At 65.4% G+C, this 24,732-nt stretch carries 19 protein-coding genes and 1 pseudogene; 10 read left to right on the top strand and 10 right to left on the bottom strand.

Annotation, left to right across the window (positions count from 1 at the left end; translation table 11 throughout):
• Positions 1–124: 124 nt before the first annotated feature.
• The 5 genes from HWX31_RS18350 to HWX31_RS18330 form a co-directional block, all read right to left on the bottom strand.
• A complete protein-coding gene (locus HWX31_RS18350; RefSeq protein ID WP_174963040.1) occupies positions 125–469 on the bottom strand; it encodes a DUF3088 domain-containing protein in 345 nt (114 codons plus the stop codon).
• Positions 470–565: 96 nt separating this feature from the next.
• Positions 566–1,312 (bottom strand): hypothetical protein, encoded by a 747-nt coding sequence (locus HWX31_RS18345; protein WP_174963042.1) that lies wholly within the window; start codon positions 1,310–1,312, stop codon positions 566–568.
• A gap of 32 nt (positions 1,313–1,344) precedes the next feature.
• Positions 1,345–2,751: an alkaline phosphatase gene (locus HWX31_RS18340; RefSeq protein WP_174963044.1), complete on the bottom strand. Its 1,407-nt coding sequence runs from the start codon at positions 2,749–2,751 to the stop codon at positions 1,345–1,347.
• 32 nt (positions 2,752–2,783) lie between these two features.
• On the bottom strand, positions 2,784–4,202 hold the full coding sequence (locus HWX31_RS18335) for an alkaline phosphatase (RefSeq protein WP_174963046.1): 1,419 nt from the start codon (positions 4,200–4,202) through the stop codon (positions 2,784–2,786).
• A gap of 163 nt (positions 4,203–4,365) precedes the next feature.
• The gene (locus HWX31_RS18330) at positions 4,366–4,944 is read right to left on the bottom strand and encodes a class I SAM-dependent methyltransferase (RefSeq protein WP_174963047.1); all 579 of its coding nucleotides are present in this window, start codon (positions 4,942–4,944) and stop codon (positions 4,366–4,368) included.
• 432 nt (positions 4,945–5,376) lie between these two features.
• On the opposite strand from HWX31_RS18330, the gene mdtD reads away from it, so the two are divergent.
• From mdtD to HWX31_RS18315, 3 genes are all read left to right on the top strand, one after another.
• Positions 5,377–6,780 (top strand): multidrug transporter subunit MdtD, encoded by a 1,404-nt coding sequence (gene mdtD, locus HWX31_RS18325; protein WP_174963050.1) that lies wholly within the window; start codon positions 5,377–5,379, stop codon positions 6,778–6,780.
• Positions 6,781–6,791: 11 nt separating this feature from the next.
• Complete coding sequence (locus HWX31_RS18320) at positions 6,792–7,985, top strand: tyrosine-type recombinase/integrase (RefSeq protein WP_174963052.1); 1,194 nt, start codon at positions 6,792–6,794, stop codon at positions 7,983–7,985.
• Between the two features lie 515 nt (positions 7,986–8,500).
• On the top strand, positions 8,501–9,562 hold the full coding sequence (locus HWX31_RS18315) for an extracellular catalytic domain type 2 short-chain-length polyhydroxyalkanoate depolymerase (RefSeq protein WP_244143773.1): 1,062 nt from the start codon (positions 8,501–8,503) through the stop codon (positions 9,560–9,562).
• Positions 9,563–9,730: 168 nt separating this feature from the next.
• Here HWX31_RS18315 and HWX31_RS18310 read toward each other — a convergent pair whose 3' ends face one another.
• Entirely contained in the window at positions 9,731–10,858 is a 1,128-nt protein-coding gene (locus HWX31_RS18310; protein ID WP_174963054.1) for a pepsin-like aspartic protease, read from the bottom strand.
• 777 nt (positions 10,859–11,635) lie between these two features.
• Positions 11,636–13,216 (bottom strand): isocitrate lyase, encoded by a 1,581-nt coding sequence (locus tag HWX31_RS18305; RefSeq protein ID WP_174963056.1) that lies wholly within the window; start codon positions 13,214–13,216, stop codon positions 11,636–11,638.
• A 444-nt stretch (positions 13,217–13,660) separates the two neighbouring features.
• Here HWX31_RS18305 and HWX31_RS18300 point away from each other — a divergent pair, with 444 nt between their 5' ends.
• From HWX31_RS18300 to HWX31_RS18280, 5 genes are all read left to right on the top strand, one after another.
• Positions 13,661–15,349 carry a purple acid phosphatase family protein gene (locus HWX31_RS18300; protein WP_174963059.1) on the top strand — a complete coding sequence of 563 codons (1,689 nt, stop codon included), beginning with the start codon at positions 13,661–13,663 and terminating at the stop codon, positions 15,347–15,349.
• 316 nt (positions 15,350–15,665) lie between these two features.
• Positions 15,666–15,956 (top strand): hypothetical protein, encoded by a 291-nt coding sequence (locus tag HWX31_RS18295; RefSeq protein ID WP_174963061.1) that lies wholly within the window; start codon positions 15,666–15,668, stop codon positions 15,954–15,956.
• A gap of 210 nt (positions 15,957–16,166) precedes the next feature.
• Complete coding sequence (locus HWX31_RS18290) at positions 16,167–16,925, top strand: hypothetical protein (RefSeq protein ID WP_174963063.1); 759 nt, start codon at positions 16,167–16,169, stop codon at positions 16,923–16,925.
• An 80-nt stretch (positions 16,926–17,005) separates the two neighbouring features.
• Positions 17,006–17,266, top strand: coding sequence for a hypothetical protein (locus HWX31_RS18285; protein ID WP_010094057.1), 261 nt, complete (start codon positions 17,006–17,008; stop codon positions 17,264–17,266).
• A gap of 220 nt (positions 17,267–17,486) precedes the next feature.
• On the top strand, positions 17,487–17,786 hold the full coding sequence (locus tag HWX31_RS18280) for a DUF4148 domain-containing protein (protein WP_059610294.1): 300 nt from the start codon (positions 17,487–17,489) through the stop codon (positions 17,784–17,786).
• Between the two features lie 80 nt (positions 17,787–17,866).
• Here HWX31_RS18280 and HWX31_RS18275 read toward each other — a convergent pair whose 3' ends face one another.
• The 3 genes and pseudogenes from HWX31_RS18275 to HWX31_RS35260 form a co-directional block, all read right to left on the bottom strand.
• Positions 17,867–19,672, bottom strand: a complete 1,806-nt coding sequence (locus HWX31_RS18275; protein WP_174963065.1) for a diguanylate cyclase domain-containing protein — start codon at positions 19,670–19,672, stop codon at positions 17,867–17,869.
• A complete protein-coding gene (locus HWX31_RS18270) occupies positions 19,669–20,793 on the bottom strand; it encodes an ABC transporter substrate-binding protein (RefSeq protein ID WP_174963067.1) in 1,125 nt (374 codons plus the stop codon). Before HWX31_RS18270 ends, HWX31_RS18275 begins: the two co-directional genes overlap by 4 nt.
• A 316-nt stretch (positions 20,794–21,109) precedes the next feature.
• Positions 21,110–21,267, bottom strand: a pseudogene (locus tag HWX31_RS35260) (FCD domain-containing protein); the annotation flags it as partial.
• Positions 21,268–21,348: 81 nt separating this feature from the next.
• Between HWX31_RS35260 and HWX31_RS18260 the strand changes: the two are divergent.
• Both HWX31_RS18260 and HWX31_RS18255 read left to right on the top strand, forming a co-directional pair.
• Positions 21,349–22,770: an aminotransferase-like domain-containing protein gene (locus tag HWX31_RS18260; RefSeq protein ID WP_174963071.1), complete on the top strand. Its 1,422-nt coding sequence runs from the start codon at positions 21,349–21,351 to the stop codon at positions 22,768–22,770.
• A 164-nt stretch (positions 22,771–22,934) separates the two neighbouring features.
• A complete protein-coding gene (locus HWX31_RS18255) occupies positions 22,935–24,719 on the top strand; it encodes a nitrite/sulfite reductase (protein WP_174963073.1) in 1,785 nt (594 codons plus the stop codon).
• The last annotated feature ends 13 nt before the right edge of the window (positions 24,720–24,732 follow it).

Genomic DNA, 24,732 nt, shown 5'->3' with positions numbered 1-24,732 from the left:
GGTGATAACGGCAGGTATGCCCATAGCTTTAGGGTCGGTTTACCCTGGGCCCTGGCCCGGCGCGGTTCCGAATGCCCCCGCTCCTGGCCCGATCCGCCACCGGCATCCACGCCGGCGCCCGCCCTCAATGCACCCTCGGAAAGCCGTGCCGCTGCGCGAGCAGTTCGAGAATGCGGCGCGGGTCGGTGACGAAGCGGACCTCGCCGAGCGCCAGCGCGTCCGGCGGCGCCGGCTGGTCGCTGCCGAGCACCAGCGCCGGCAGGCCCTGATGCGCGTCGTCGAGCGCGGCGATCACGTCGTGGCGCGGCCGCGCGAAGCCGACGCGCCTCACGTCGAGCGACGCGGCGCGCGCCGGGTCGCTCGCGAGCAGCCCCTCGATCGACAGCCCGTGCGGACAGACGAAACGCTCACCCGGATGCGTCGGATCGCTGAAGCCCGGCTCCAGCAGAAACAGCACATCTCGACTCATCGTTGCATGCTCCCTGGTTCGGATCGTTCGAACACGATACGACCGCCGACGGCGATTCCGAACCAAGCAATTCACCTATCGATATGCCGCGATCCGTCAATCCAGATAATCCGCGTACTCCTTGTGCGCGTAGGTTTCGAGCGCGTGCCACGGCAGGCCCTCGCCGCGCTCGGCCGGAACCTGCGTCAACGTCAGCTTGCGCGCGACACGGCCGTCGGCGCTTCGATACTCGACCGCGAGCGGGGCCTGCAGCCGCTCGCTCCAGAGTATCCGGTTCACGCCGCGCGCACCGGGCGTATCGATCGTCTGCTCGTACCAGCGGGTACCGGGCGCATTGCCGGACCTCGCCGCACCGAGCCGCTTCAGCTGCGACGGCGGCGTGATGTAGTACGCGTTGTCCCATGAACCGTCGAAGCCCGTGGTTTCGTACTCCGCCGGCGGCACCCGCACGACGGTCCGGCCTGCCGCGTCGACATACTCGATCCGCACCGTCTTCCCGTCGTACGTCACGTGCCGCGCCGCCGCCTGGAAGTCGAAGTGCTTGTGTCCGGCATGAGTCGCGGCCTGCTGCACGCCACCGCCTCTCGTATCCGGGTGAACGTGAGCAGGATCGTGGCCGTGATCACCATCGCGCCCGCCGCTTGCGGCTGCAACGGGGCGCACGCGCTCGACCCAGACATGCCCGTCGCGCCGCACCATCCGTTCGCGATACGTCACGGTGCGGGTCACGCCGTCTGCGCTCACCGTACTGCTTTCGTGCAGCAGCACGGCGTCGAGCTCGCCGGCCGCGAATGCGGGCGACACCGCGAGCCAGCACGCGATCACGCCGATGCTTCGTTTCATCGCTCGTCCCTGTCTGCCATGAAAAGCGTCGGTCAGAACCCGAACGCGGACCTCACGAGACCGAACACCTTCGTATTGTCGATCGTGCCCTTGAACGCCTTCGCGCCCGCACCGTCGGCGAACAGCATCACGTCGCCGCCGCCGTGCGTCTCGGAGCCGGCGCTGCCCATCCGCACGCCGACTTCCTGCAGATACGCGCTGTCGAGCGCCGTCGCCGAATCCACCGGCGCGCGCACGTTCGGGCGGTTCGCGCCGTTGCCGAATACGAGCGTCGTGTACGTGTTGCCGTCCGCGTCCTTGCTCGGCTGGCCGTCGCGGTAGCTGCGGCTGATGTCGAGGATCGGATTGCCGCGTTTCGAATAGCCGTTGATCGTCATCGTATGGTCATGGTCGGCCGTCACGACGATCAGCGTGTTCGACAGATCGACCTTCGACAGCGCGACGCGAATCGCGTCATCGAATGCGGCCGTGTCCTCGAGTGCGCGCTTCGCGTTGGTGCCGTGCAGCGCATGGTCGATGCGGCCGCCTTCGACCATCAGGAAATAGCCGTTGGAATTTTTCGACAGCAGGTCGATCGCCTTCGACGTCATCTCGGCCAGGCTCGGTTGCGTCGCGCCTTCGCCTTTGCCCGCGACGCGATCGAGCTCGTATTCGAGATGGCTCGTCGAACTGAAGAGGCCGATCAGCTTGCCGCCGCCGGCCTGCGCCAGCTGATCCTTCGTTGCCGCGACCGTATAGCCTTTCGCCTTCATCTCGTCGAGCAGATTGCGCCCGTCCGCGCGGCCGCGCTTGTTGGCGGCGGGATCGAACGGCGTCCAGTGATTGCGGCCGCCGCCCATCAGCACGTCGACGCCGTCGCCGAGCGCCGCGTTGTAGCCGGCGCCGCCCGGTGCCGCCTGCGCGGCGATGTCGTACTGTGCGTCGCGATGGCAAATGTGCGAATAGGTTGCGGCGGGCGTCGCGTGCGTGAGCTCGGTCGTCGTGATCGCGCCGACTGCCTTGCCGCGCGCCTTGGCCAGCTCCAGCAGCGTGGCGACCGCCTTGCCGTTGCCCGGCGCGCAGTTGTTGACCGTACGGTTGCCGTTCGCATCGGTGCCCGGCGCGACGGCGCGCGTGCCGGACGACATCGACAGCACTTCGTTGTTCATCTTGACGCCGGTCATGTACGCGGCCATCGACGGCGCGCTGTCCGTCGTCTGCGCATCGTTCGAAAAGGTCTTGATGCGCGCCGTGCGCGCGAGTTTCTCCATCGTCAGCTGCCCCGACTCGCCGACCTTGTAGATCCGGCTCGCCGTCACGGTCGTCGGCCCCATGCCGTCGCCGAGGAAGAAAATCACGTTCTGCGCCTGGCCGGCGGCGTGCGCCGCCTGCCCCAGCGGGCCGCCCGCGAAACCCGCAGCGGCAAGCGTCGCCATTGCGATGCGCTTGATAGTCGACATCCTGTTTTCCCCTGTACCTGTAGAGACCGCGCTTACAGTTGCACCGCGCTGCGCACCAGCTCGAAGACCTTGTTGTTCTCGATCACGCCGTGAAAGCCGTCGGCGCCCCGGCCGATCGCCCCGAGGAATACGTCGGTGCCGCCATGGGTTTCGCTGCCCTTGTTCATCCGCACGACCGCTTCCTGGCGGTAGTCGTCCGCGCCGGTCACCGCGTCGGTGAGGTTCGTTCCCGCGCGGCTGCCCTGCACGCGGCTCTCGCCGTTGCCGAAACCGATGATCGTGTAAGGCGCGCCGTCGGCGTCCTTCGCGATCGAGCCCGTCTGATAGCTGCGCAACACGCCGAGCACGCCCGGCTTGCCCGCTTCGGTCTTGCCGGTGCGCGCCGCGTAGCCGTTCAGCACCAGCGTGTGGTCGTGGTCGGCCGTCACGACGATCAACGTATTGCGCAGGTCCGGGTCGGTCTTGCGCACCTTGTCGAGCGCCGCCTTGATCGCGTTGTCGAACGCGACCGTGTCCTGCAGCGCGCGCTTCGCGTTGGTGTCGTGCAGCGCGTGGTCGATGCGGCCGCCTTCGACCATCAGGAAATAGCCGTTCGCGTTCTTCTGCAGCACGTCGAGCGCACGCGTCGTCATGTCGGCGAGGCTCGGCTCCTTCGTCGCGTTGCGATCGAGGTCGTAGCTCATGTGACTCGACGCGAACAGGCCGACGAGCTTGCCGCGCTTCGTCGCGTCGGCGGCCAGCAGGTCCTCGCGATTCTGCGCGACCGCGTAGCCCTTTGCCTTCAGTTCATTGACCAGATTGCGGCCGTCGCTGCGCTTGCCGCCGCCGTCCTTCGGCGCAAAGAATTGCGAACCGCCGCCCAGCACGACGTCGACCCCGTCGCCGAGCGCGGCGTTGTAGCCCACGCCTCCCGGCACGAGCTGCGCGGCGATGTCGTTTTCCGCGTCACGATGGCAGACGTGCGCGTAGGTCGCGGCAGGCGTCGCGTGGGTGACGCGCGTCGTCGTCACGACGCCCGTCGCCATGCCTTTGGCCTTCGCGATCTCGAGCAGCGTCGGCGCCGGCTTGCCGTTGTTCGCGCCGCAGTTGCCGGTGAGATTCGCGGTCGGCTCGAACGCCTTCGTATCGGGCGTCATCGAGATCACTTCGTTGTTGGTCTTCACGCCCGTCATGTACGCGGACATCGACGGCGCGCTGTCGGTCACCTGCGCATCGTTCGAGTAGGTCTTCACGAACGCGGTTTCGGGCAACGTATCGAGCGTCAGCTCGCCGTCCTCGCCGACCGCATAGATCCGCGCGGCCGTCAGCGTCGTGAGGCCCATGCCGTCGCCAAGGAAGAAGATCACGTTGCGCGCGGCCGTCGTGCCGGGCGTCGGTCCGTCGTCGCTGCCGCAACCCGCCAGCGCGAAGGCGCTTGCACACAGCAGCGCCGCCAGTCTCGTTCGCTTCATGTTTTCGGCTTTCCCTTACGTGAATGCTTTCTGAATGAAAGGATGGTAAGGAGCCAGTGTGACGCGATCGTGAATGCGATTTGGAAGAAAAAGAAGGATTGTTGAAAGATACCTGCCACAAGCCGGGCGAGAGGCCTACGCCGGGTCGCGCTCCCGTGCGGTTCTAGCGGTCTTGCTTGTGCATCACGTCGATGCGCGCGGGCGGGATGTTTCTCCAGACGATAGGACTCCGCGTGACCACGAAACCCGGGTATCGGGATGGACGGTAAGCCGGCGACCGCAAGTCGTAGGTGAACTGAATCATGACGCCGTCACCGGACAGCGCGCGGTGGCATTGCCCGACGATGGTCGACACCACCTGTCGCGGCAACGAGCGCAGCGGCAGGCACGACACGATCGCGTCGACCCGCGCATCGGGCGGCAGCAGGCGATCGAGCTCCGCCGCGTCGCCGTGCGCGATCGTCACGCCTGGGAACCGCGCCTGCAGATGTCGTGCGAACACGTGCGAGCGCTCGACCACCACGAGCCGCTCGGGGGCGATGCCGTGCTCCAGCAAAGCGCGCGTCACCGCGCCGGTTCCTCCGCCGAGTTCGATCACGAGCCCTTCGCCGGCCGGCACCGCGGATGCGATCTCGCAAGCGAGACGCGGCGAACTGGGGCACAGCGCCCCCACCGCGGCGGGACGGTCGACCCATTCGCGCACGAACAGCGCGGACACGCGCCATGCGTTCGGCCAGATCACCGGATGTCCTTGGTCGGCTTGACCTTCATCTTCGTTGCGGAGCCCATGCGAGCAGGTACGGCCAGAGCAAGCGCGATGAATGTCACTTTCATGGGAGTCCTCTGTGATGAACGGGTCGCGCGTCAGGGAGAGCGGCGATCGAGCGAATTCTAGGAAACGCAAACTTAAGCCCACGTGAAGACGTCGCGCTGCCATCGTTGGGCGACGACCTCCGTCTCGAATGATAGCTTGCGACCGCGCGTCGACTTGCCCGGGTATGTCCGGAGAAATTGCCGCTTGCCGCCCGGCGAATCGAGCGCACCAAACATCAGACGTCTTCACGACAACCCTGCAACCCGCTAACATCGCTCGTGGCACGCTCTTCCGGCCACGCCGCAAAAAGCTGACAAAACGCTTTCGGACGGCGCGGCCGCGCGTCGAAGAATCCCCGTCATGACCCGCACCACATCACACCCCGCCCTGCTCTGGATCGTCGCGTCCGCGTTCTTCATGCAGACGCTCGACACGACGATCGTCAATACCGCCCTGCCTTCGATTGCGCAAAGCCTGCACGCGTCGCCGCTCGCGATGCAGCCGGTGGTGGTCGTCTATACGCTGACGATGGCGATGCTCACGCCCGCATCCGGCTGGCTCGCCGACCGCTTCGGCACGCGTCGCGTGCTGTCGGCCGCGATCGTGCTGTTCGTGCTCGGCTCCGTGTGCTGCGCGGCCGCCCGCAGCCTCGACCAGCTCGTCGTCGCGCGGGCGCTGCAGGGCGTCGGCGGCTCGATGCTGCTGCCGATCGGCAGGCTGTCGGTGCTGCGCGGCGTGCCCGGCGAACGGTACGTGTCGGCGCTCGCGTTCGTGTCGATCGGCGGACAGCTCGGCCCGATCTTCGGGCCGACGCTGGGCGGCTGGCTGTCGGAAGCCGTGTCGTGGCACTGGATCTTCCTGATCAACGTGCCCGTCGGCGCGGTCGGCTTCGTCGCCGTGCAACGTTATCTGCGGCACGATCACGCGACGCAGCCGCCGCCGTTCGATTTCATCGGCTGCGCGCTGCTGTCGGCCGCGATGATCCTGCTGTCGCTCGCGGTCGATCCGCCGGCGCAAGTGCACCACGCGCTGTGGCCGGCGGGCTGCGCGGCGCTCGGCGTGGCCGCCGCGCTCGCCTACGTTCCGTACGCGCGCCGGCGCGCGCGGCCGTTGTTCAGGCTCGCGCTGTTCCGCGAGCCTAACTTCGGCGCGGGGCTGCTCGGCAACCTGCTGTGCCGGATCGGCTCGAGCGCGGTGCCGTTCATGCTGCCGCTGCTGATGCAGGTGCAGCTCGGCTACACGCCGACGCGTTCGGGCCTGATGCTGCTGCCCGCCGCGATCGCGGGCGTGCTCGCGAAGAACCGGATCGCGCCGCTCGTGAAGCGCTACGGCTACCCGGCGTTCCTCGTCGTCAACACGGTGATCATCGGCGTGACCATCGCCGGGTTCGCGCTGGTGTCCGGCCAGTCGTCGCCGCTGCTGGAAGGCGCGCTGCTCGTCGTGTTCGGCGCGGCCAATTCGATGCAGTTCGCGGCGATGAACAGCGTGACGCTCAAGGATCTGTCGCACGCGGACGCCGCCAGCGGCAACAGCCTGTTCACGATGATGCAGATGCTCGCGATGGGGCTCGGCGTGTCGATCGGCGGCGCGCTCGTGAACCTGTTCGCCGCACGCTCGGGCTCGGCCGCGAGCGGGTTCATGCTGGCCTTCGTGTGCGTCGGCGCGATCACGCTGCTGTCCGCGTTCGTGTTCCGGCGGATCGGCCTGCCCGCGCCGCAGCGCGGGAGCGCGAGCCGGCTGTCGGGCGGCACGACGGCGGAATAGACCGGATTCCCATGACCACGCCCACTCCCGGCGATTGCGCGCTGCGCCCGCTGCCGATCGACGCGCTGACCGTGCCGGCCGCGCTCGACGGACGCGCCGGCGCCAACCGCGCGCGCGCGGGTCACGCGCAGATCGCCGCGACCAACGATCTCGATGCGGTGCGCGCGTGGCTCGCCCGCTTCGTCGACACGCCGGCCACGTTCCAGAACTACCGGAAGGAAGCCGAGCGCCTGCTGCTGTGGGCCGTGATCGCGTGCGGCAAGCCGCTGTCGTCGCTCACGCACGAGGATCTGCTCGTCTACCGGCAGTTCCTGCTCGCGCCCGCGCCGGCCGACGTCTGGTGCGCGAGCGGCGGCCGCAAGCATCCGCGCGGCGATCCGCGCTGGCGGCCGTTCTACGGGCCGCTGTCGCCGGCCAGCCAGCGGCAGGCGATGGTGATCCTGAACGTGATGTTCGCGTGGCTCGTGCAGGCCGGCTACCTCGCCGGCAATCCGTTGTCGCTGTCGCGGCAGCGCATGCGCAAGCCCGCGCCGCGCGTCACGCGCCATCTCGGGCCCGCGCTGTGGCAGTCGGTCAAGGACGCGATCGACGCGATGCCGCGCGACGATGCGCGCGCGTGCTTTCACTACGACCGCGCGCGCTGGCTGTTTACGCTGCTGTATCTTGGCGGGCTGCGGATCACCGAAGCCGCCGGCAACACGATGGGCGGGTTCTTCTGCCGGCGCGACGCCGAGGGACGCGACCGCTGGTGGCTCGACGTGACCGGCAAGGGCGGCAAGCAGCGGCTCGTGCCGGCCACCGACGAGATGATGGCCGAGCTTGCGCGCTACCGGCGCGCGCATCAGTTGCCCGCATTGCCGGGCCCCGGCGAGGACACGCCGCTCGTGCTGCCGGTCGGCCACGCGCGCAAGCCGCTCACGCGCGCGGCGCTGCATACGATCGTGAAAAGCGTGTTCCGGCACGCGGCGGACCGGCTGCGCGCGCAAGGCGACGCGGGCGAACAGCAGGCGCGCGTGCTCGAACAGGCGTCCGCGCACTGGCTGCGGCACAGCGCCGGCTCGCACATGGCCGACGGCCGGCTCGACCTGCGCATCGTGCGCGACAACCTCGGCCACGTGTCGCTGACCACGACGAGCCAGTACCTGCACGCGGACGACGACGTGCGGCATCGGGAGACCGAGGAGAAGCACCGGATCGGGTGGTGAGCGGCGCTATCGCCTGAGCCCCGAAGCCGTTTGGCCGGCGCGGCAGAAACTTGAAAAGCGCACGCAACAAGAATGTCGGTTTTCGCGGCCTGCTTATTTATGGCGCGACATCTTTCAACGCCGCCATTAATGATGGACCTGCACATATAGATCGCAAATGTTTCAATTTCCGATCATGCGCAAAACATGTGCCAAAAATCATTTTCGGCCCGCCCGGGAAAATACCGACCATATCGACCAAATACAGCCGCTAATCTTCATTCCAGTCACACAACTCCAAGAATAAGAGACGTTAACTGGACCACTGAACTGCCATCTCACGGTTCCCATTCAGGCGACGTCGTTCGCTCGTCGAGCGACGCCCCTCTTGCGTGCCCGCTCCGTGAATTTGCGCGCCCGTTGATCGCGCGGTTTTCCGCGAAAGAGCCAAACACTCGGTGACGTGTTGAGGCGATGTCACGCCCAATCAGTCCACGTCGTGCGTGGATGCGTCACATAACCCAAGGAAGCGAGACATGTCGAATTGCACAGTCTTTCGGCGGGCCTTGTGTGTAGGCGGTCTGGTCGCGGGTTTGGCCCAGTCCGCGCCGCTCGGCGCCCAAGTTGCCAAACTGCCCGCATTCAACGTCGATATCAAGCAAACGTCGGTTTCGGGCCTCTCTTCGGGCGGATTCATGGCGGTTCAATTCGACGTCGCCTACTCGTCGATCGTGAAAGGCGCCGGCATCATCGCCGGTGGCCCTTACGCGTGCTCCCAGGGAAGTCTGGTCATCGCCATGACGGCCTGCATGGATGCCATCATGCCGACCGACATTCCCACCCTGATTCAAATAACGAACGCAAATGCGCGCAGTCAGGCGATCGATTCGACCGCCAATCTGGCCAACCAGAAGATCTGGATGTTCTCGGGCAGTCAGGATTCCGTCGTCATGCAGTCCGTAATGAACGACCTGCGGACCTATTATCGGCACTTCATCAGCACCGCCAACATCAAGTACGTAAAAAATGTCCCGGCCGAACATGCGATGCCCACGGATTTCTTCGGGAACACCTGTGATTTCAAGGGCAATCCGTTCATCAACAACTGCCACTTCGACGCATCGGGCGAGTTGCTGAAGTGGATCTACGGCCCCCTGAATCCGAGGAACACCGGCAGCCTCGACGATCAACGCTTCATCGAGTTCGACCAGAGCGAGTTCATCGGCACCCCCCGTCAGCACAGCATGGCCGACACGGGCTGGATCTACGTGCCCGCCGATTGCGCCAATGGGCAAGCATGCCGGCTGCACGTCGTATTCCACGGGTGCTTGCAGTACCCCGCCTTTTCGGAAGGCGAAGCCACTTTCGGCACGACGTACGTCAGGAATACCGGCTACAACCAGTGGGCGGATACCAACAACATCATCGTGCTCTACCCGCAGCTGTTCATCGGCCAAGGCGACCCGGAAACGTTGAGCAATCCCAATGGTTGCTGGGACTGGTTTGCTTACGACGATCCGAACTTTGCCACCAAGACGGGAAATCAGATGAAAGCCGTAAAGGCGATGATCGACAGAATCTCGAGCGGAGCGCATTAAGCGTTGCCAGCCAACACAAGTCGTGCATGGCAAGCGTTCCGGCCAACCTCCCGAATACGACACGGCTCAGAGCACAGGTCGGTTTCCTGCGCCGCCCCCGAAGGGGCGAGCGCAGGGATCTTCGGTCGGGACGCTTCGCGTGGCAGGCGACAAACCGCCTTGAACGGCCTACTTGGGCGTTGCAAACTTGATAACACCCAAGCCCGCGGTGGCGTCGAAGATCGTGTAGTAGCCGTTCATGAGCGGCAAACCAAGGATTGCCCCGCCATCCGCCTGCGCTGGCGAAATGGCGGCAATCGCTTGTCCCGCTTGGCCGGCGTCGAGTTGCCAGTAGTTCTCCGGCGGCACTTGCAGTGTTACGTCGTGCCCGCCGCTTATCCCCTGGAGCGTGAAAGACAGCGTCGGCCACACCGAAAGGTCCAGATCGGAGTTGGGTATCAATTTCCCACCCATCGATCTCTTGAGCAACGCCTGCTGGGCAGTTGGCAGAGCGGACAGGATACGGTTGATGATCGTCGGACCGAGGACGAGCGTGTTCGTGCCGCTATCGACAATCGAGTTTGTCGGCATACCTGTCTGGGGCCGCGATGAGACAGGGAATTGCTGATCGCCAATGCCCACCGACACGAGGTTTGTGCTGTACCAGTCGTCTGCCAGAACCGCAGCAATTTGAAAAGTCCCGGTATAGAGATCGGTCGCCTCCTCTCCTCCTCCAAGGATAAAGGTCCCCTCGTTCAACGGATCAGTGCCCGGAGTGGGACCGACCTTCACGAATGAGCGACGTGTACGAAAGGCCATCTTCTCCAGCAGCAAGCCCTCATTGGCCAACTGCATCAGGCACGGGACAACGGTCGTCCGCTTGCCGTGCTCGATCTGGGACGGCGTGTACTTTTCCGGCCACGTGGGGCCAGGTAGCAAAAACGCATCGTCGAGCCCCTGATAGGCCAAGCCCAGAATGCCATCCGCGCCGCGGAACATGGAATCCGTAGCGTCGTAGGCAACCGCAACCGGGACATTCGTACCGGTAACATCGCCGATTTGGACGGTGTCTCGCAGGACCGCGCCCGCAAAGCTGCTTCCATCACCGTAGGATTCGACCTGGCCGAGGTTCGTCGCTGCTGTCCCGGCACCGAGTACAGGCGAATACTTCTTGTCGCTTACCGCCAAGGCGCTGCTACCCGTGTCAAGAATCAAATTCAAAGATTTGGCGCTCTCGCCGACGCCGACCGTGACGACACCGGTATAGTCACCGTCCATGTTGATGTTGGTGATGGGTATCCGTACATAGCTTGGCATAATCGACTCCTCTCCGAACAAGTTTGAGGATCCGCGTCTCCGAGTCAGGTTCTTTCCTTCGACGAAGCCGGGAGTTGCACAGCAACACCTACAACAGATCTAAACAAGGGCATGTCGAAAAACGCCTCTCCAATGCATCGTCCTTTTCGGAATTCATGCAGTCGTCGAGGTCGTTCTTATAACCTCGCGTAATGCCTCATTGAAGCGCGTGTACGACCGTATGCATCGTTGACGGCCGACGACCATACGCCCCCGGCGTCCGGAACAATGGAGCGTGCAATCGACATCCGCACAAATGCAATGGCGCGGACGCGCAAGGGAGACGTCCCTTGCAGCGCAAACGGCGTCGCAAAAATTGAAACTGAGAGTGGAAGCCCCGTGGTCATGTCGAGTGGCCAATTAAAGTTTCTAATTCTTTCAGCCATCTATGGCGTAAAGATTAGCCTACAGTTTTGGCATTTCCGTCAGTACTTTCCCGGATAAATCGAAGGCGGCTATTTGACATCTTTATTGCGCCGACCGCTACCGTGTCGCTTTGTCGATGTCCAGCATACAGGCTGCAAACACCTTTCATTCAATTTCGATTTTTTAAAATCCATCGATGCAATGGCTCTTCATAAAAATCAGTTTCTGTCGCTCCAGTTGATTCGTCTTACTAGTAGAAATTTCCGGAACATATCGTTCCCCCAATGAACAGGACGATGCATGGGACCGTCTCGCCGAATAAAAAAACGCCAACCCGCACGGGTTGGCGTTTTGCTTGGGGTATGACTGGCATCAGAACTGATTCATCGTGTTGTCCTTACCCGCCGCCTTCAGCGCCGCTTCGCCGCTGAAGTATTCCTTGTGGTCGTCGCCGATGTCCGAGCCGGACATGTTCTGGTGCTTGACGCACGCGATGCCCTGACGGATTTCCTTGCGCTGCACGCCGGCCACGTAGCCCAGCATGCCCTGGTCGCCGAAGTATTCCTTGGCCAGGTTGTCGGTCGACAGCGCGGCGGTGTGGTACGTCGGCAGCGTGATCAGGTGGTGGAAGATGCCCGCTTCGCGCGATGCATCGGCCTGGAAGGTGCGGATCTTTTCGTCGGCGAGCTTCGCCAGTTCGGACTCGTCGTATTCCACGCTCATCAGTTGCGCACGGTCGTATGCCGACACATCCTTGCCCGCGGCCTTCATCGCGTCATACGCCTGCTGGCGGAAATTCAGCGTCCAGTTGAACGACGGGCTGTTGTTGTACACCAGCTTGGCGTTCGGGATGACCTTGCGGATCTCGCTGACCATGCCGCCGATCTGCGCGATATGCGGCTTTTCGGTTTCGATCCACAGCAGGTCGGCGCCGTTTTGCAGCGACGTGATGCAATCCAGCACGCAGCGCGCTTCGCCCGTGCCGGCGCGGAACTGGAACAGGTTGCTGGGCAGGCGCTTCGGACGCAGCAGCTTGCCGTCGCGCTTGATGACGACGTCACCGTTGCCCAGTTGGTCGGCCGACAGTTCTTCGCAGTCGAGGAACGCGTTGTATTGGTCGCCCAGGTCGCCCGGCGTGTTGGTCACGGCGATCTGCTTGGTCAGGCCGGCGCCCAGCGAGTCGGTACGGGCGACGATGATGCCGTCGTCCACGCCCAGTTCCAGGAACGCGTAGCGGATCGCGCGGATCTTGGCCAGGAAGTCCTCGTGCGGCACGGTGACCTTGCCGTCCTGGTGGCCGCACTGCTTCTCGTCGGACACCTGGTTTTCGATCTGGATGCAGCATGCGCCCGCTTCGATGAACTGCTTGGCCAGCAGGTACGTGGCTTCCGCGTTGCCGAAGCCCGCGTCGATGTCGGCGATGATCGGCACGACGTGGGTGACGTGGTTGTCGATCTTTTCCTGGATCGCGGCCTTCGCAGGGCCAACGGCCGCGTCCAGCTCGCGGAACAGGCCGCCCAGCTCACGGGCGTCGGCCTGGCGCAGGAACGTGTACAGCTCGCGGATCAGCGCGCTGACGGAGGTTTTTTCGTGCATCGACTGGTCCGGCAGCGGGCCGAACTCGGAGCGCAGCGCGGCCACCATCCAGCCGGACAGGTAAAGATAGCGGCGCTCGGTGCTGTTGAAGTGCTTCTTGATGGAGATCATCTTCTGCTGGCCGATGAAGCCGTGCCAGCAGCCCAGCGACTGCGTGTACTTCGACGGGTCGGCGTCGTATGCGGCCATGTCGGCGCGCATGATCTTCGCGGTGTACCTTGCGATGTCCAGGCCCGTCTTGAACTTGTTCTGAGCACGCATGCGGGCGGCATACTCGGGGCTGATGGCATTCCACGCGCTGCCGTGGTTCTCTTTCAAACCAGCAACTGCCTTGATGTCGTCTTGATATTGGGACATGTCTATCTCCTGGGAACGAAGCGCAATTGAGTAAAGGGTTCAGCGTGCCCGCCTCGTCTGTCGAAGCGAACTGCATGACCAAATAGTAGCGCTGCTTCGCTGCATTGCGGCGAAGTCTTATATAAGACATAAGATATAAATTTCCCTTGCTTTTCAATGAGATAAGCAGCTGTTTTTGCGATGCAAAACATATTTTCAATCGATGAAACGACGACGGACGCGGGAATCCGAAGTGGATTCCGCAATGCGAAACGCGCTTTCGGCTGCTGGAGGCATGACAAGCACGTGGGCCGCCGCCCCCACTGTCACAACCCGGCAAAACTCCCCGTCAACAATGCGTGTCGCCGGGATCCCGCTCGTTTCCGGCCCACGCGTGCGCCAGCCCGTGTTGCGCGGACTGAGCCGCTTCGCGTCCTCGTGCTCCTTTCACCGAGAATCCCGACCATGTCGAACCAGGACAACGCCCCCGATCAACAAAACGAACCGGTCGCCGCCGTCTCGCGCCGCGGCTTCCTGAAACTCGCCGGCGTGTCCGGCCTCGCGACCGCGGCGGGCGGCCTCGCGGCAGCCGGCAAGGCCGCCGCGTCGAGCCCGGACGGCACGCCCGAGCAGATCCACCTGACGTGGGGCGACGACCCGGCGTCGGAAGTCGTGATCTCGTGGGCGTCGCTCGCGCCGGCGGTCAATCCGCGCGCACGGATCAGCGCCGACGGCGAGCATCCGCACGTCGTGCACGGCGTGCAGCGCCTGTATACGGACGGCCTCAACGGCGAGACGGTGTTCACCTATCACGCGCGCGTGCACGGCCTCAAACCGGGCACCCGCTATCAGTACGTGCTCACGGCCGACAACGACGGCAACGCCGCGCAACCGTTTACCGCGAGCTTCGCGACCGCGCCGCGCGGCCGCGCGCCGTTCCGCTTCACGAGCTACGGCGATCTCGCGACGCCGAACGGCGCCTGGGTGCTGTCGTCGCCGCAAAGCCGCTTCGCGGTGCAGGCGGTCGAGCAATTCCAGCCGCTGTTCCATCTGCTGAACGGCGACCTGTGCTACGCGAACCTGAACCCGGCGCACCAGCCCGAGGTGTGGCGCGACTTCGGCAACAACAACCAGACGTCGGCCGCGAATCGCCCGTGGATGCCCTGCCCCGGCAACCACGAAGTCGAGTTCAACAACGGCCCGCAGGGTTTCGATTCGTATCTCGCGCGCTACGCGCTGCCCGGGAACGGCACGCACTTTCCGGGCCGCTGGTACAGCTTCCGCGTGAGCTCGGTGCTGTTCATCTCGCTCGACGCGGACGACGTGGTCTACCAGGACGCGGGCGCGTTCGTCGCCGGTCCGAACCCGCTCGCGCCCGCGGCGAGCACCGGCCATCCGCCGATCGAGCCGGGCACGTCGTTCTACATCCGCGGCTACAGCCGCGGCGAGCAGACCCGCTGGCTCGAACGCACGCTGCACCACGCGTCGAAGGACGACGGCATCGACTGGATCGTCGTGCAGATGCACCAGGACGCGCTGAGCTCGTCGAAGACCGGCAACGGCTCGGACAAGGGCATCCGCGAAGCGTGGCTGCCGCTGTTCGACCGCTACGGCGTCGATCTCGTGCTGTGCGGCCACGATCACGACTACGAGCGCAGCTACCCGGTGCGCGGCTGCAACCACCGCGCGGGCGTCGACGCCGCGACGGGCGAAGTGGTCGACACGCTGCAGCCGCGTCCGGTCGTGACGGCCGATCCGGCGCGCGCGACGTTCGACACGAGCCACGGGACGATCCACCTGATCCTCGGCGGCGGCGGCACCAGCGCGCCGCTCGACGTATACGGCGAAAACCCCGCAACGGGCTTCGCGCAGGCGAAGGTATTCACCAAGCCGAACCGGCCGGTGCCGGGCACGACGCCGAATACGTTCGTGCGCAAGCCCGCCGACGCGCTCGAGGACGCGATCTGGTCCGCGCGCCGCGATACGGGCACCGGCTACGGGATTGCGGTGTTCGACCACGATCCGGGCACGCCGGGCGGCGACACGACGATCACGATGCGCTACTACCATGCGCCGGGCGCGGACCAGCAGCCGACCGCGCAGTACGAGCTGTTCGAGACGATCGTGATGAGCAAGAAGCGCCGCGAACGGTAAGCAAGCGGCAAGCGGGTTGCGCGGCTTCATGCACGCAACCCGCCGGCAATTGGATGACGGGCGACAATCCCGGGGCTGAAACAGCGTGTATTGCAAAACATCGAATACGCCGTTCGATCGTGCAGGTATCGATAAATAACTGATGCCGGGAGGGAAACCGCGTTCCCTCCCTCCAAAATCTCCGATTAAAAACAACGGCACACCTGTCAACTCAGGCAGCCTGCTTGCCAAAAGCCTCCGTTAAAACAATACTGCATTAGCGGCGAATATATGGGGCCGGCCAGCCATTCAGGGGACAACCAAACAGGAGCCGAAAATGTCCAAACCTTTTGAAATCGTACATCCCGCGGAAAACGAGATCCTTGCTCCAGGACCACTGCGCATCCGGGGCTCGGGCCCAGTCGAGCACCAGGTTCATGTTTGCCTCAAGAAGGCGGGGAAAATCGTGACGGATGGCGAATGGAAAGTGACGATCGACGCCGATGGGGAATGGCGAGCATCCTATCCCTTCGTCATCATTGGGGAAGATTGGAGCGCTCATGCGACGCTCATCACAAACATTCCAATTGCACCGGAAACGAGAGTAGTCAATTTTAAAGTGTTATGAGATTTTCACGCCGGGTACGCTGGCTTATCAACCCGGCGTGCCCTATGCTGATCGAGAGCGAATGGAGCGTGCCGCTCGATCAAGTATTCGCGCCAAATCTTTTAATCGATTATTTTAATTCCGTAACCAATATCGCATACGTGCCGGCCTGCGCGCCGTGCGCGGTTCGTCGTCGATGCGATTCTTGAGCCATTCAGGAAGGAGCCGAACATGAACCGAACAACCCGGGCCGTGCTGTGGTGGCTGTGCCTTTTCGTCGCGCCGCTCGTGCTGGCGACGATCGAGCTGTTTCATCCTGCCGGGTTCACGCAGGAACCCGGCATGTTCGATTACCTGTCGAAGCCCGAATACGATCACCATCACGAAGCGCTTGCGTATTTCGGCCCCGGCTGGTGGTTTGCGCTGCACATGATCCAGACGCCGTGCGTCGTGCTCGTCTGCATCGGGCTGTGGCTGCTCGTCGGCGACGATCCGGGCCCGGTCGCATGGCTCGCGCGCCTGTCGACCTTCGTTTTCCTGGTGGCCTACACGGTGCTCGACGCGGTCGGCGGCATCGGGCTCGGCCGCTTGCTGCAGATCGCCGCGCAGATGACGCCCGACCAGCACACGGCCATCGCGACGCTGCTGAACAACTTCTGGGTCGACCGCTGGACGGGCGGTGTCGGGTCGTTCATCAGCCTGACCGGCTCCTGGGCGGCGTTTTTCGCGACGGCGTTCGTCGGGCTCGAACGCTGGCTGCGCCGGCGCACGCGAGCCGCCGTGGTGCTCGGCATCATGCTCGCCGTGGCGGGATATCTGCTGCAGATCAGCCATGCCGCGATGACGGGCCCCGCCGCGTTCGCGTTGCTGACGATCACCGCGCTGGCGATGCATTTCCTCGAAAGGCGCGAAAACGCGAAAGCGCCGCAAGCAGCCGCCGCCCCGCTCGCCGCGCCGCCGGACACGCGCCAGCCCGAGCTGGGAGCGTGAGCTCAGCGGAACACGTCGCGGATTCTCAACCCTTCGTTAGCCAGGGTCGCGGCAATGCAGGACGCGTTAGACTGTCCGCCATGGACACATGCCGTTATTGCCAGAGAATCCGTGACGAATGGGACTGCCACGGGGACGAATGCCGCCGGGCAATCGCGAAGGCGCTGCGCCGGCAGCGCGCGGGCCTGCCGATGGTGGCCGACCGCATCCGCAACGAACTCCCTTCCGGCGCCCCCACCCAGCAGGTGATCGCCGTGCTGTCGCGCCAGCGCCTGCGGGCGCGCCGCGGCAACGAGGAGCGCCGCGAGCGCAAGGAAATCGACGACGCCGACAGCGTCTGACCCGCTGCGTCACTTGGGCGCGCCGCCTGCCCCGATCCATTACAAGACTCACCGCAATCATTAGGGACCGACGGCATTTTTCTCGAAATTGTTATCTCAGGCGCAATGATCTTTCATCCAAATCAACGTTTACCCTGAATCCTCCGACGCCTACGATGTATTCAACCGCTTACGACATGGTGTCGAAACGCGGAAAGCCAAACAAACATCGGAGGTCATCATGAAATCGCTCATCGCCGCAGTCGTTGCCGCCACCGCCCTGTCCGCCTCGTTCGGCGCATTCGCGCAAAGCACCGTGACCCGTGCGCAAGTGCGCAACGAACTGGTCCAGCTCGAGCAGGCCGGCTACAAGCCGAGCGTCGCGAGCCCGCACTACCCGGACGACATCCTGGCCGCGCAAGCCCGCGTGCAGGGCGCCGACAGCACCGGCTACGGTGCGCAGGCCGCACCGGTCGTCCAGGGCGGCGCCCCGGCGATCAACGCACGCAACCCGCGCGACTCGGTCTACTTCGGCCACTAAGTCCGCCGCTGCGCACCCGGCGCGCAGCCCCGCTCCCACGATGAGCCCGTCCGACGACGGGCTCATCGCATGGGCGGCGCCTACGAAGACGCATGCCGCGCGCCGTCCGTGCACGCGCCGGCGACCAGATCCTGGTAGCGCACGTACTCGCAGCGCGCCGACGCCTTCGCCGCGTACATCGCGGCATCCGCCTTGACCAGCAGTTCCTCGGCCGACGCGCCGTCGACCGGATACTCGCTCACGCCGATGCTCGCGCCCACCGCCATGCGCCGCTCGCCGAACTCCAGCTCCTCGGCCATCACGATCTGGATGCGCGACGCGATGTCGCCGATCAGCCCCGGCGCGCGCACCCCGGCGATCAGCACGATGAACTCGTCGCCGCCGAGCCGCGCGGCCATGTCGCCGCTGCGCAGCACCAGGTTCAGGCGCTTCGCAACCGCGACGAGCGTGCGGTCGCCGGCCGAATGCCCGAGCTGATCGTTGATCTGCTTGAAGCGGTCGAGATCGACGAACATCACCGCGAGCCCTTCGTTCGTCGACGCCGCGTGGCGGATCGCGCCGTCGAGCCGCTCCATGAACAGCATCCGGTTCGGCAGGCCCGTGAGCATGTCGTGCCCGGCCAGATGGGTGAGCTCCTGCTGCTTCGCGCGCAGCATCGTCACCTGCGTGCGGATCTCGACGCGCATGCAGTCGAAGCAGCGCGCGAGAATGCCGATCTCGTCCGAGCGCCCGACCGGCAGCCGCTCGGCCGCGGGGTCGTCGAACACGTGCATCGCCGCACGCGCGAGCACCTGCAGCGGCCGCGTGATCGCGCGCGCGAACAGGATCGCCAGGATCACCGCGAGCACGCTCGAGATCAGCACCATCCGCACGATCCGCTCGCCGAGCATGCCGGCCGGCGCCAGCACCTCCGACAGCGGCCGGGCGAGCCCGAGCACGACGAAACGGTTGCCTTCGCCACGGCTGAACGGCGTGCGCGCGAACGCGAGCATCTGCCCGATTGCCTGCTCGGGATCCGCGAGGCCGTTGATCGTCGCATGCGTGCGCGCCTCGTCGAACAGCGGACGCGTGACCGGGAAGCTGTCCTGCATCAGCACGCGCCGCCCGCGGTCGAAGCCGAACGCCTGCGCGGGATCGGGATGGACCAGAAAATCCCCCCACTCGTTCGCGAGATAAACGAGATAGCTTTCCGGCAGGTCGCGCTCGAGCCGCGTAAACACACGCGTCAGGTCGATGTCGATCACGAGCGCGCCGACCGTCTCGCCGAGCGCGTCGACGACCGGCGTGCCGACGCGCAGGATCGGCTGCCCTTCGGCCGCGTGCGAGCCGATCTCGTGGTTGATCGCGATCGGCGACAGGTAGACGTGGCCCGGCGCGGTCGACAGCGTATCGAATACATAGGAGAACTGCCCTTTCTCCTGCAGTGCGCTCCCCGGCAGCACGACGACGCCGCGCGCATCGCGATCGACGCGAATCCTTTCGATCCCGTAGTGCGCGCGCGCGATCAGGCGGATCTGCATGTATTCCGGATGATGCGTCATGAAACTGTAGTACACCTGCTCGAGCCGCAGGCGCTGCGCGGCGCTCGCTTGCATGACGCCCTTGTGCATGGCGCCCTTATGCACGTCGCCCGCGTCGCTGCCGACTGCGACGGCCGGCGACGACGGCATCGTCGCGAGCACCAGCGCGTCGTCGGCGACGTCGCCGAGCGCGGCGGTAAAGCGCTGCCCCAGCAGCTGCGTCGACATCAGCAGGCTGTGCTGCGCCTCCTGCACGAGCATCGCGCGATTCGCGCGGTACGTGTAATAGCCGGTCGCGCCGGACGCGACGACGCCGATGCATGCAAGCAGCACCGACAGCTTCGACGTGAGGCCGAGCTTGATCATTTGTCGAAACGCTCCGGCCGGTCGCCCGACACGATGCGGCTCCACAGCGCTTCGCGGCGCGCGATGTTCTCGACCGGCTGGATCCACACCAGATGCTGCCGGCCCGCGTCGAGGCCCGGCGGCGGCGTGAGCGTATTCGCGAGCCCCTGGCGCTGCGTGAGCAGCGAGCCGATCGCCGGCTCGAGCATGTAGTTGATCCACGCGAGCGCCAGCTCCGGATGCTCGACGCCGCGCGTCATCGCCCAGCAGTCGAGCCACGCGAGCGCGCCTTCGTCCGGAATCACGTAGCCGACGTCCGCACCGGCGCGGCGCAGCAGTTCGACCTGCTGCGTGCCGTAGTTGCCGAACATCAGCGCCGCGCGATGCAGGACGAACAGCGCGGTCGCCTCCTCGGGCAGCGTGTAGTAGGTGAGCAGGTTGCGGCGCAGGTCGATCAGCTTGCGCGCGACGATGCGCGTCTGCGCCGGCGACAGGTGGAACGGATCGGCATAGCCGAGCGCCAGCGCGGTGAACGAGAAATTGTGCTGCGCGCTGTTGAAGTCGAGCACCTTGCCGCGATAGCGCGGGTTCCACAGCTCGAGCATCGAATGCGGTGCGACCGGAATCTGCTTGCGGTCGTAGATCAGCCCCATCGACGAATACGTGAACGGAATCCCGTATGTCGCGGCGCCGCGCATGAGCCCGCCGATGTTCGCGACGTGCTGGAAGTTCGGCAGCTGCAGCCGCCGGTTCGGGATCCGCGACAGATCGAGCGGCGCGAGCAGGTTGTCGCTCGCATAGCGCTGGATCTCGGCGGTGTTCGCCGCGAGCACGTCATAAGGCGGCGGCGACGCGCTGTGCATGCGCGACCATAACGCTTCGTCGGAATCGACGAGCGTCACTTCGACGCGAACATGAAAGCGCGTTTCGAATGCGCTGACGACGTCGTTGTCCGCGTAACCCGGCCACGCGAGCACGCGCAACACGCTTTCGTTTGCGGACTCCGGCGCGGCAAAGCCCGCCGGGCACCCCAACCCCAACGTCAATGTGACGAGAATCGTGCGCAACGCTACGTTGACCCCGCGCCAACCCGCGCCGATTCCCCTGAACAATCGGACTGTGTCCGCAACGCCTGGCTGCATTCGACTGTCCTTTTTTCTCTAGTCGATGCGATAGCTTGAGCTTGCTACAAGACCATAAAAAGAATCCTCACGCAATAAGCACTCGCCGCATGCATCTTTATTTTTTACGGTTTATTTCATGGAAAATGGAATGATTCGCGATACGGATTTAATTCGATATCCTGATTCGTTGTGCCCGCAAGCAAATCACAATTGGCCGGGACAATTGCGTGCGGGACTCACGCGGATCGCAATCTTCTTATCAACATATCAATCGGCAGCGCGTGCGCGAATTGACGCTCGTTGCGAGGCAATCTTCTCCGCACGCACGCCAAACTCATCGCGGCGCCTGCGTGAACTCGGCGATCACGCGCGACGGATGCGCGCGCATCTGTCGCGCGGCGTCCGCATCGCGGTGACCATGTGCAGCAGCACGGCATTACCAGCGGATTCGGCGATGCGCAGATAAAACCGGCGATCGGCTGCATCGTCGGCGCACAGCCCGACAAGCTTTCCTTTTGCCGACAGCCATTGGACAATGAGCCCGCTTGCCGCACGCGGCTCCTGTCCTGTTCGATGAAACGCTACGAAACCCTCGCCCACACGATCGCCGACGAGATCCGCAACGGCAACCTCGCGGTCGGCACGCGCCTGCCGTCGCTGCGCCAGATCATCGCGCAGCACGGCGTCAGCCAGTCGACGGTGTTTCGCGCGTATTACCTGCTCGAACAGTGGGGGCTGATCCGCGCACGCGAGCGCTCCGGCTACTACGTCGCGCCGGGCGCCCGCCCGAGCACGAAGCGGCGCGCGCCCCGCGCCGCCGCGACGCGCAAGGTCGACATCAGCGACCTCGTGTTCTCGGTGCTCGACGCCGCGACGCAGCCCGGCATCGTGCCGCTGGGCTCCGCGTTTCCGGCGCCGCAGCTGTTTCCGCTGCCGCGCCTCGCGAAGTCGATCGCGCAGGCGACGCGCCTCGTCAGCCCGTGGAGCACCGTGGTCGACCTGCCGCCCGGCAACGAGCAGTTGCGCCGGCAGATCGCGCTGCGCTATCTCGCGATGGGCGTGTCGCAGCCGGTGGACGAGATCGTCGTCACGAACGGCGCGCTCGAAGCGCTGAACCTGTGCCTGATGGCCGTCACGCGGCCCGGCGACGTGGTGGCCGTCGAAGCGCCGGGCTTCTACGCGGCGCTGCAGGCGATCGAGCGGCTCGACCTGCGGGCGGTCGAGATTCCCGTCGATCCGCGCACCGGTCTCGACCTCGTCGCGCTCGAGAACGCGCTCGACCGGCACGACGTGCGCGCTTGCTGGTTCATGACGAATTTCCAGAATCCGACCGGCGTCACGCTGACGGCGGAGAAAAAGCGCGCGCTCGTCGAGCTGCTCGCGGCGCGCGACGTGCCGCTGATCGAAGACGACGTCTACGGCGAGCTGCACTTCGGCCCCGACTATCCGCTGCCCGCGCGCGCGTTCGACAGGCACGGCCTCGTCATGCACTGCAGCTCGTTCTCGAAGACGCTCGCGCCCGGCTACCGGATCGGCTGGGCCGCCGCGGGCCGCTATGCGGAGAAGGTGCAGCGGCTCAAGCTGATGACGACGCTGTCGGCCAGCATTCCCGCGCAGGCCGGCATCGCGAACTATCTCGAGCACGGCGGCTACGACCGCCATCTGCGCAAGCTGCGCGGCGCGCTGCAAGGGCAGCTCGAGCGGATGGACGACGCGCTGCGACGCTGGCTGCCCGCCGGCGTCGAATGGGTGCGGCCCGACGGCGGGTATTTTCTGTGGCTCGAATTTCCGCAGGCGATCGACGCGATGGAACTGCATCGGCAGGCGATCGCGCGCGGGATCAGCTTCGCGCCGGGGCCGCTGTTTTCCGCGGCGCACGGCTTCGAGCGCTGCGTGCGCGTGAATTTCGGCCATCCGTGGAGCCGCGAGATCGAGCGCGCGATCCGCGTGCTCGGCGAGCTGGTGGGGGAGCCGCCGGTGCGCAAGGCGGGTTGAGCGCGCCGCCGCCGTCATCTGCTGCGCAGATTGCGCCCGCATCTGCTGCTTGTTCGCCCGCCCCGCCTTCCCTACCCTGTCCTACCTCGGCGCAACGCCTGTCGCGCCTTCCCCAACGAGCGGCCAGCGTCCCGTGCGTCGCCGCTTTCCACGCATCCGACGTCATGTATCGATATACGGTATTCGACCGCGCGCTCGTCCGCAGCCGCGCGGCCCAGTTTCGCGACCAGCTCGAACGCTGGCAGCGCGGCGCGCTGAGCGAAGACGCGTTTCGGCCGCTGCGCCTGCAGAACGGCTGGTACGTGCAGCGCCACGCGCCGATGCTGCGTGCCGCCGTGCCCTACGGCGAGCTGTCGAGCGCTCAGCTGCGCGTGCTCGCCCGGATCGCGCGCGACTACGACGTGCCCGACGCGGCGACCTACCGCGCCGCCTGCGACGCGCAGGCCCTGCTCGGCACGACGCGCCTGCCGACCCGCAACGCACACTTCACGACCCGCACCAACGTGCAGTTCAACTGGATTCCGCTCTCGAAAGCGGCCGACGTGATGGACCTGCTCGCGACCGTCGACATGCACGGCATCCAGACGAGCGGCAACTGCATCCGCAACATCTCGTGCGACGAGCGCGCGGGCGTCGCGCCGGACGAGATCGCCGATCCGCGCCCGTTCGCCGAGGTGATGCGGCAATGGACGACGCTGCATCCCGAGTTCGCGTTCCTGCCGCGCAAGTTCAAGATCGCGATCACCGGCGCGGCCGAGGATCGCGCGGCGACCGACTGGCACGACGTCGGCCTGAAGCTCGTGCGCGACGATGCGGGGGAACTGGGCTTTCGCGTGAGCGTCGGCGGCGGGATGGGCCGCACGCCGATGACCGCGACGCTCGTGCGCGCGTTCCTGCCGTGGCGGCACGTGATGAACTACATCGAGGCGATCGTGCGCGTGTACAACCGCTACGGCCGCCGCGACAACAAGTACAAGGCACGCATCAAGATCCTCGTGAAGACCGAGGGGCAGCGCTACATCGACGACGTCGAAGCGGAGTTTCGCCAGATCGTCGAGCACGACGGCGGCCCGCATACGATTCCGCAGGCCGAGTTCGACCGCATCGCCGCGTGCTTCGTGCCGCCGTCGCGCGAGCCGCGCAGCGTCGACCTGCACGACGCGAACGCACGCGTCGCTGCACACGCGCACCGGCATCCGGCCTTCGCGCGCTGGCTCGCGCGCAACGTCGCCGCGCACCGTGACCCGGCGCTGCGGATCGTCACGCTGTCGTTCAAGCGGCGCCTGCAGGCGCCCGGCGATGCGTCGCCGGAACAGCTCGACGCGCTCGCCGAGCTCGCCGAGCGCTACTCGGCCGGCGAGGCGCGCGTCACGCATGCGCAAAACGCCGTGCTGCCGTGGGTGCACGTCGACGACCTGTTCCCGCTGTGGGAAGACGCGCGCGCGGCCGGTCTCGCGAGCGCGAACGTCGGCCTGCTGACCGACATGATCGCGTGCCCGGGCGGCGACTTCTGCGCGCTCGCGAACGCGCGCTCGATCCCGATCGCCGACGCGATCGCCGAGCGCTTCCAGGATCTCGACGAGCTGCACGACGTCGGCGACATCGACCTGCACATCAGCGGCTGCATCAACTCGTGCGGCCATCACCACAGCGGCCACATCGGCATCCTCGGCGTCGACAAGGACGGCGCCGAGTGGTACCAGGTGACGCTCGGCGGCTCCGACGGCTCGGCCGCGAGCGGCCCCGCGCAGCCGGGCAAGGTGATCGGCCCGTCGTTCTCCGCGGACGAGATCGTCGACGTCGTCGACGCGCTCGTCGCCACCTATCTCGACGCGCGGCGCGACGTCGGCGGCCGCAGCGAGCCGTTCATCGACACGGTGCGCCGCATCGGCCCCGAACCCTTCAAGGCCGCCGCCAACCACGCGCGGCGTCTCGTCGCGAACGCATGATGAACACACGGCA

The organism is Burkholderia ubonensis (assembly GCF_902833085.1).
Taxonomy (GTDB): Bacteria; Pseudomonadota; Gammaproteobacteria; order Burkholderiales; family Burkholderiaceae; genus Burkholderia; species Burkholderia ubonensis.
This window is presented reverse-complemented; position numbering and strand designations above follow the sequence as displayed.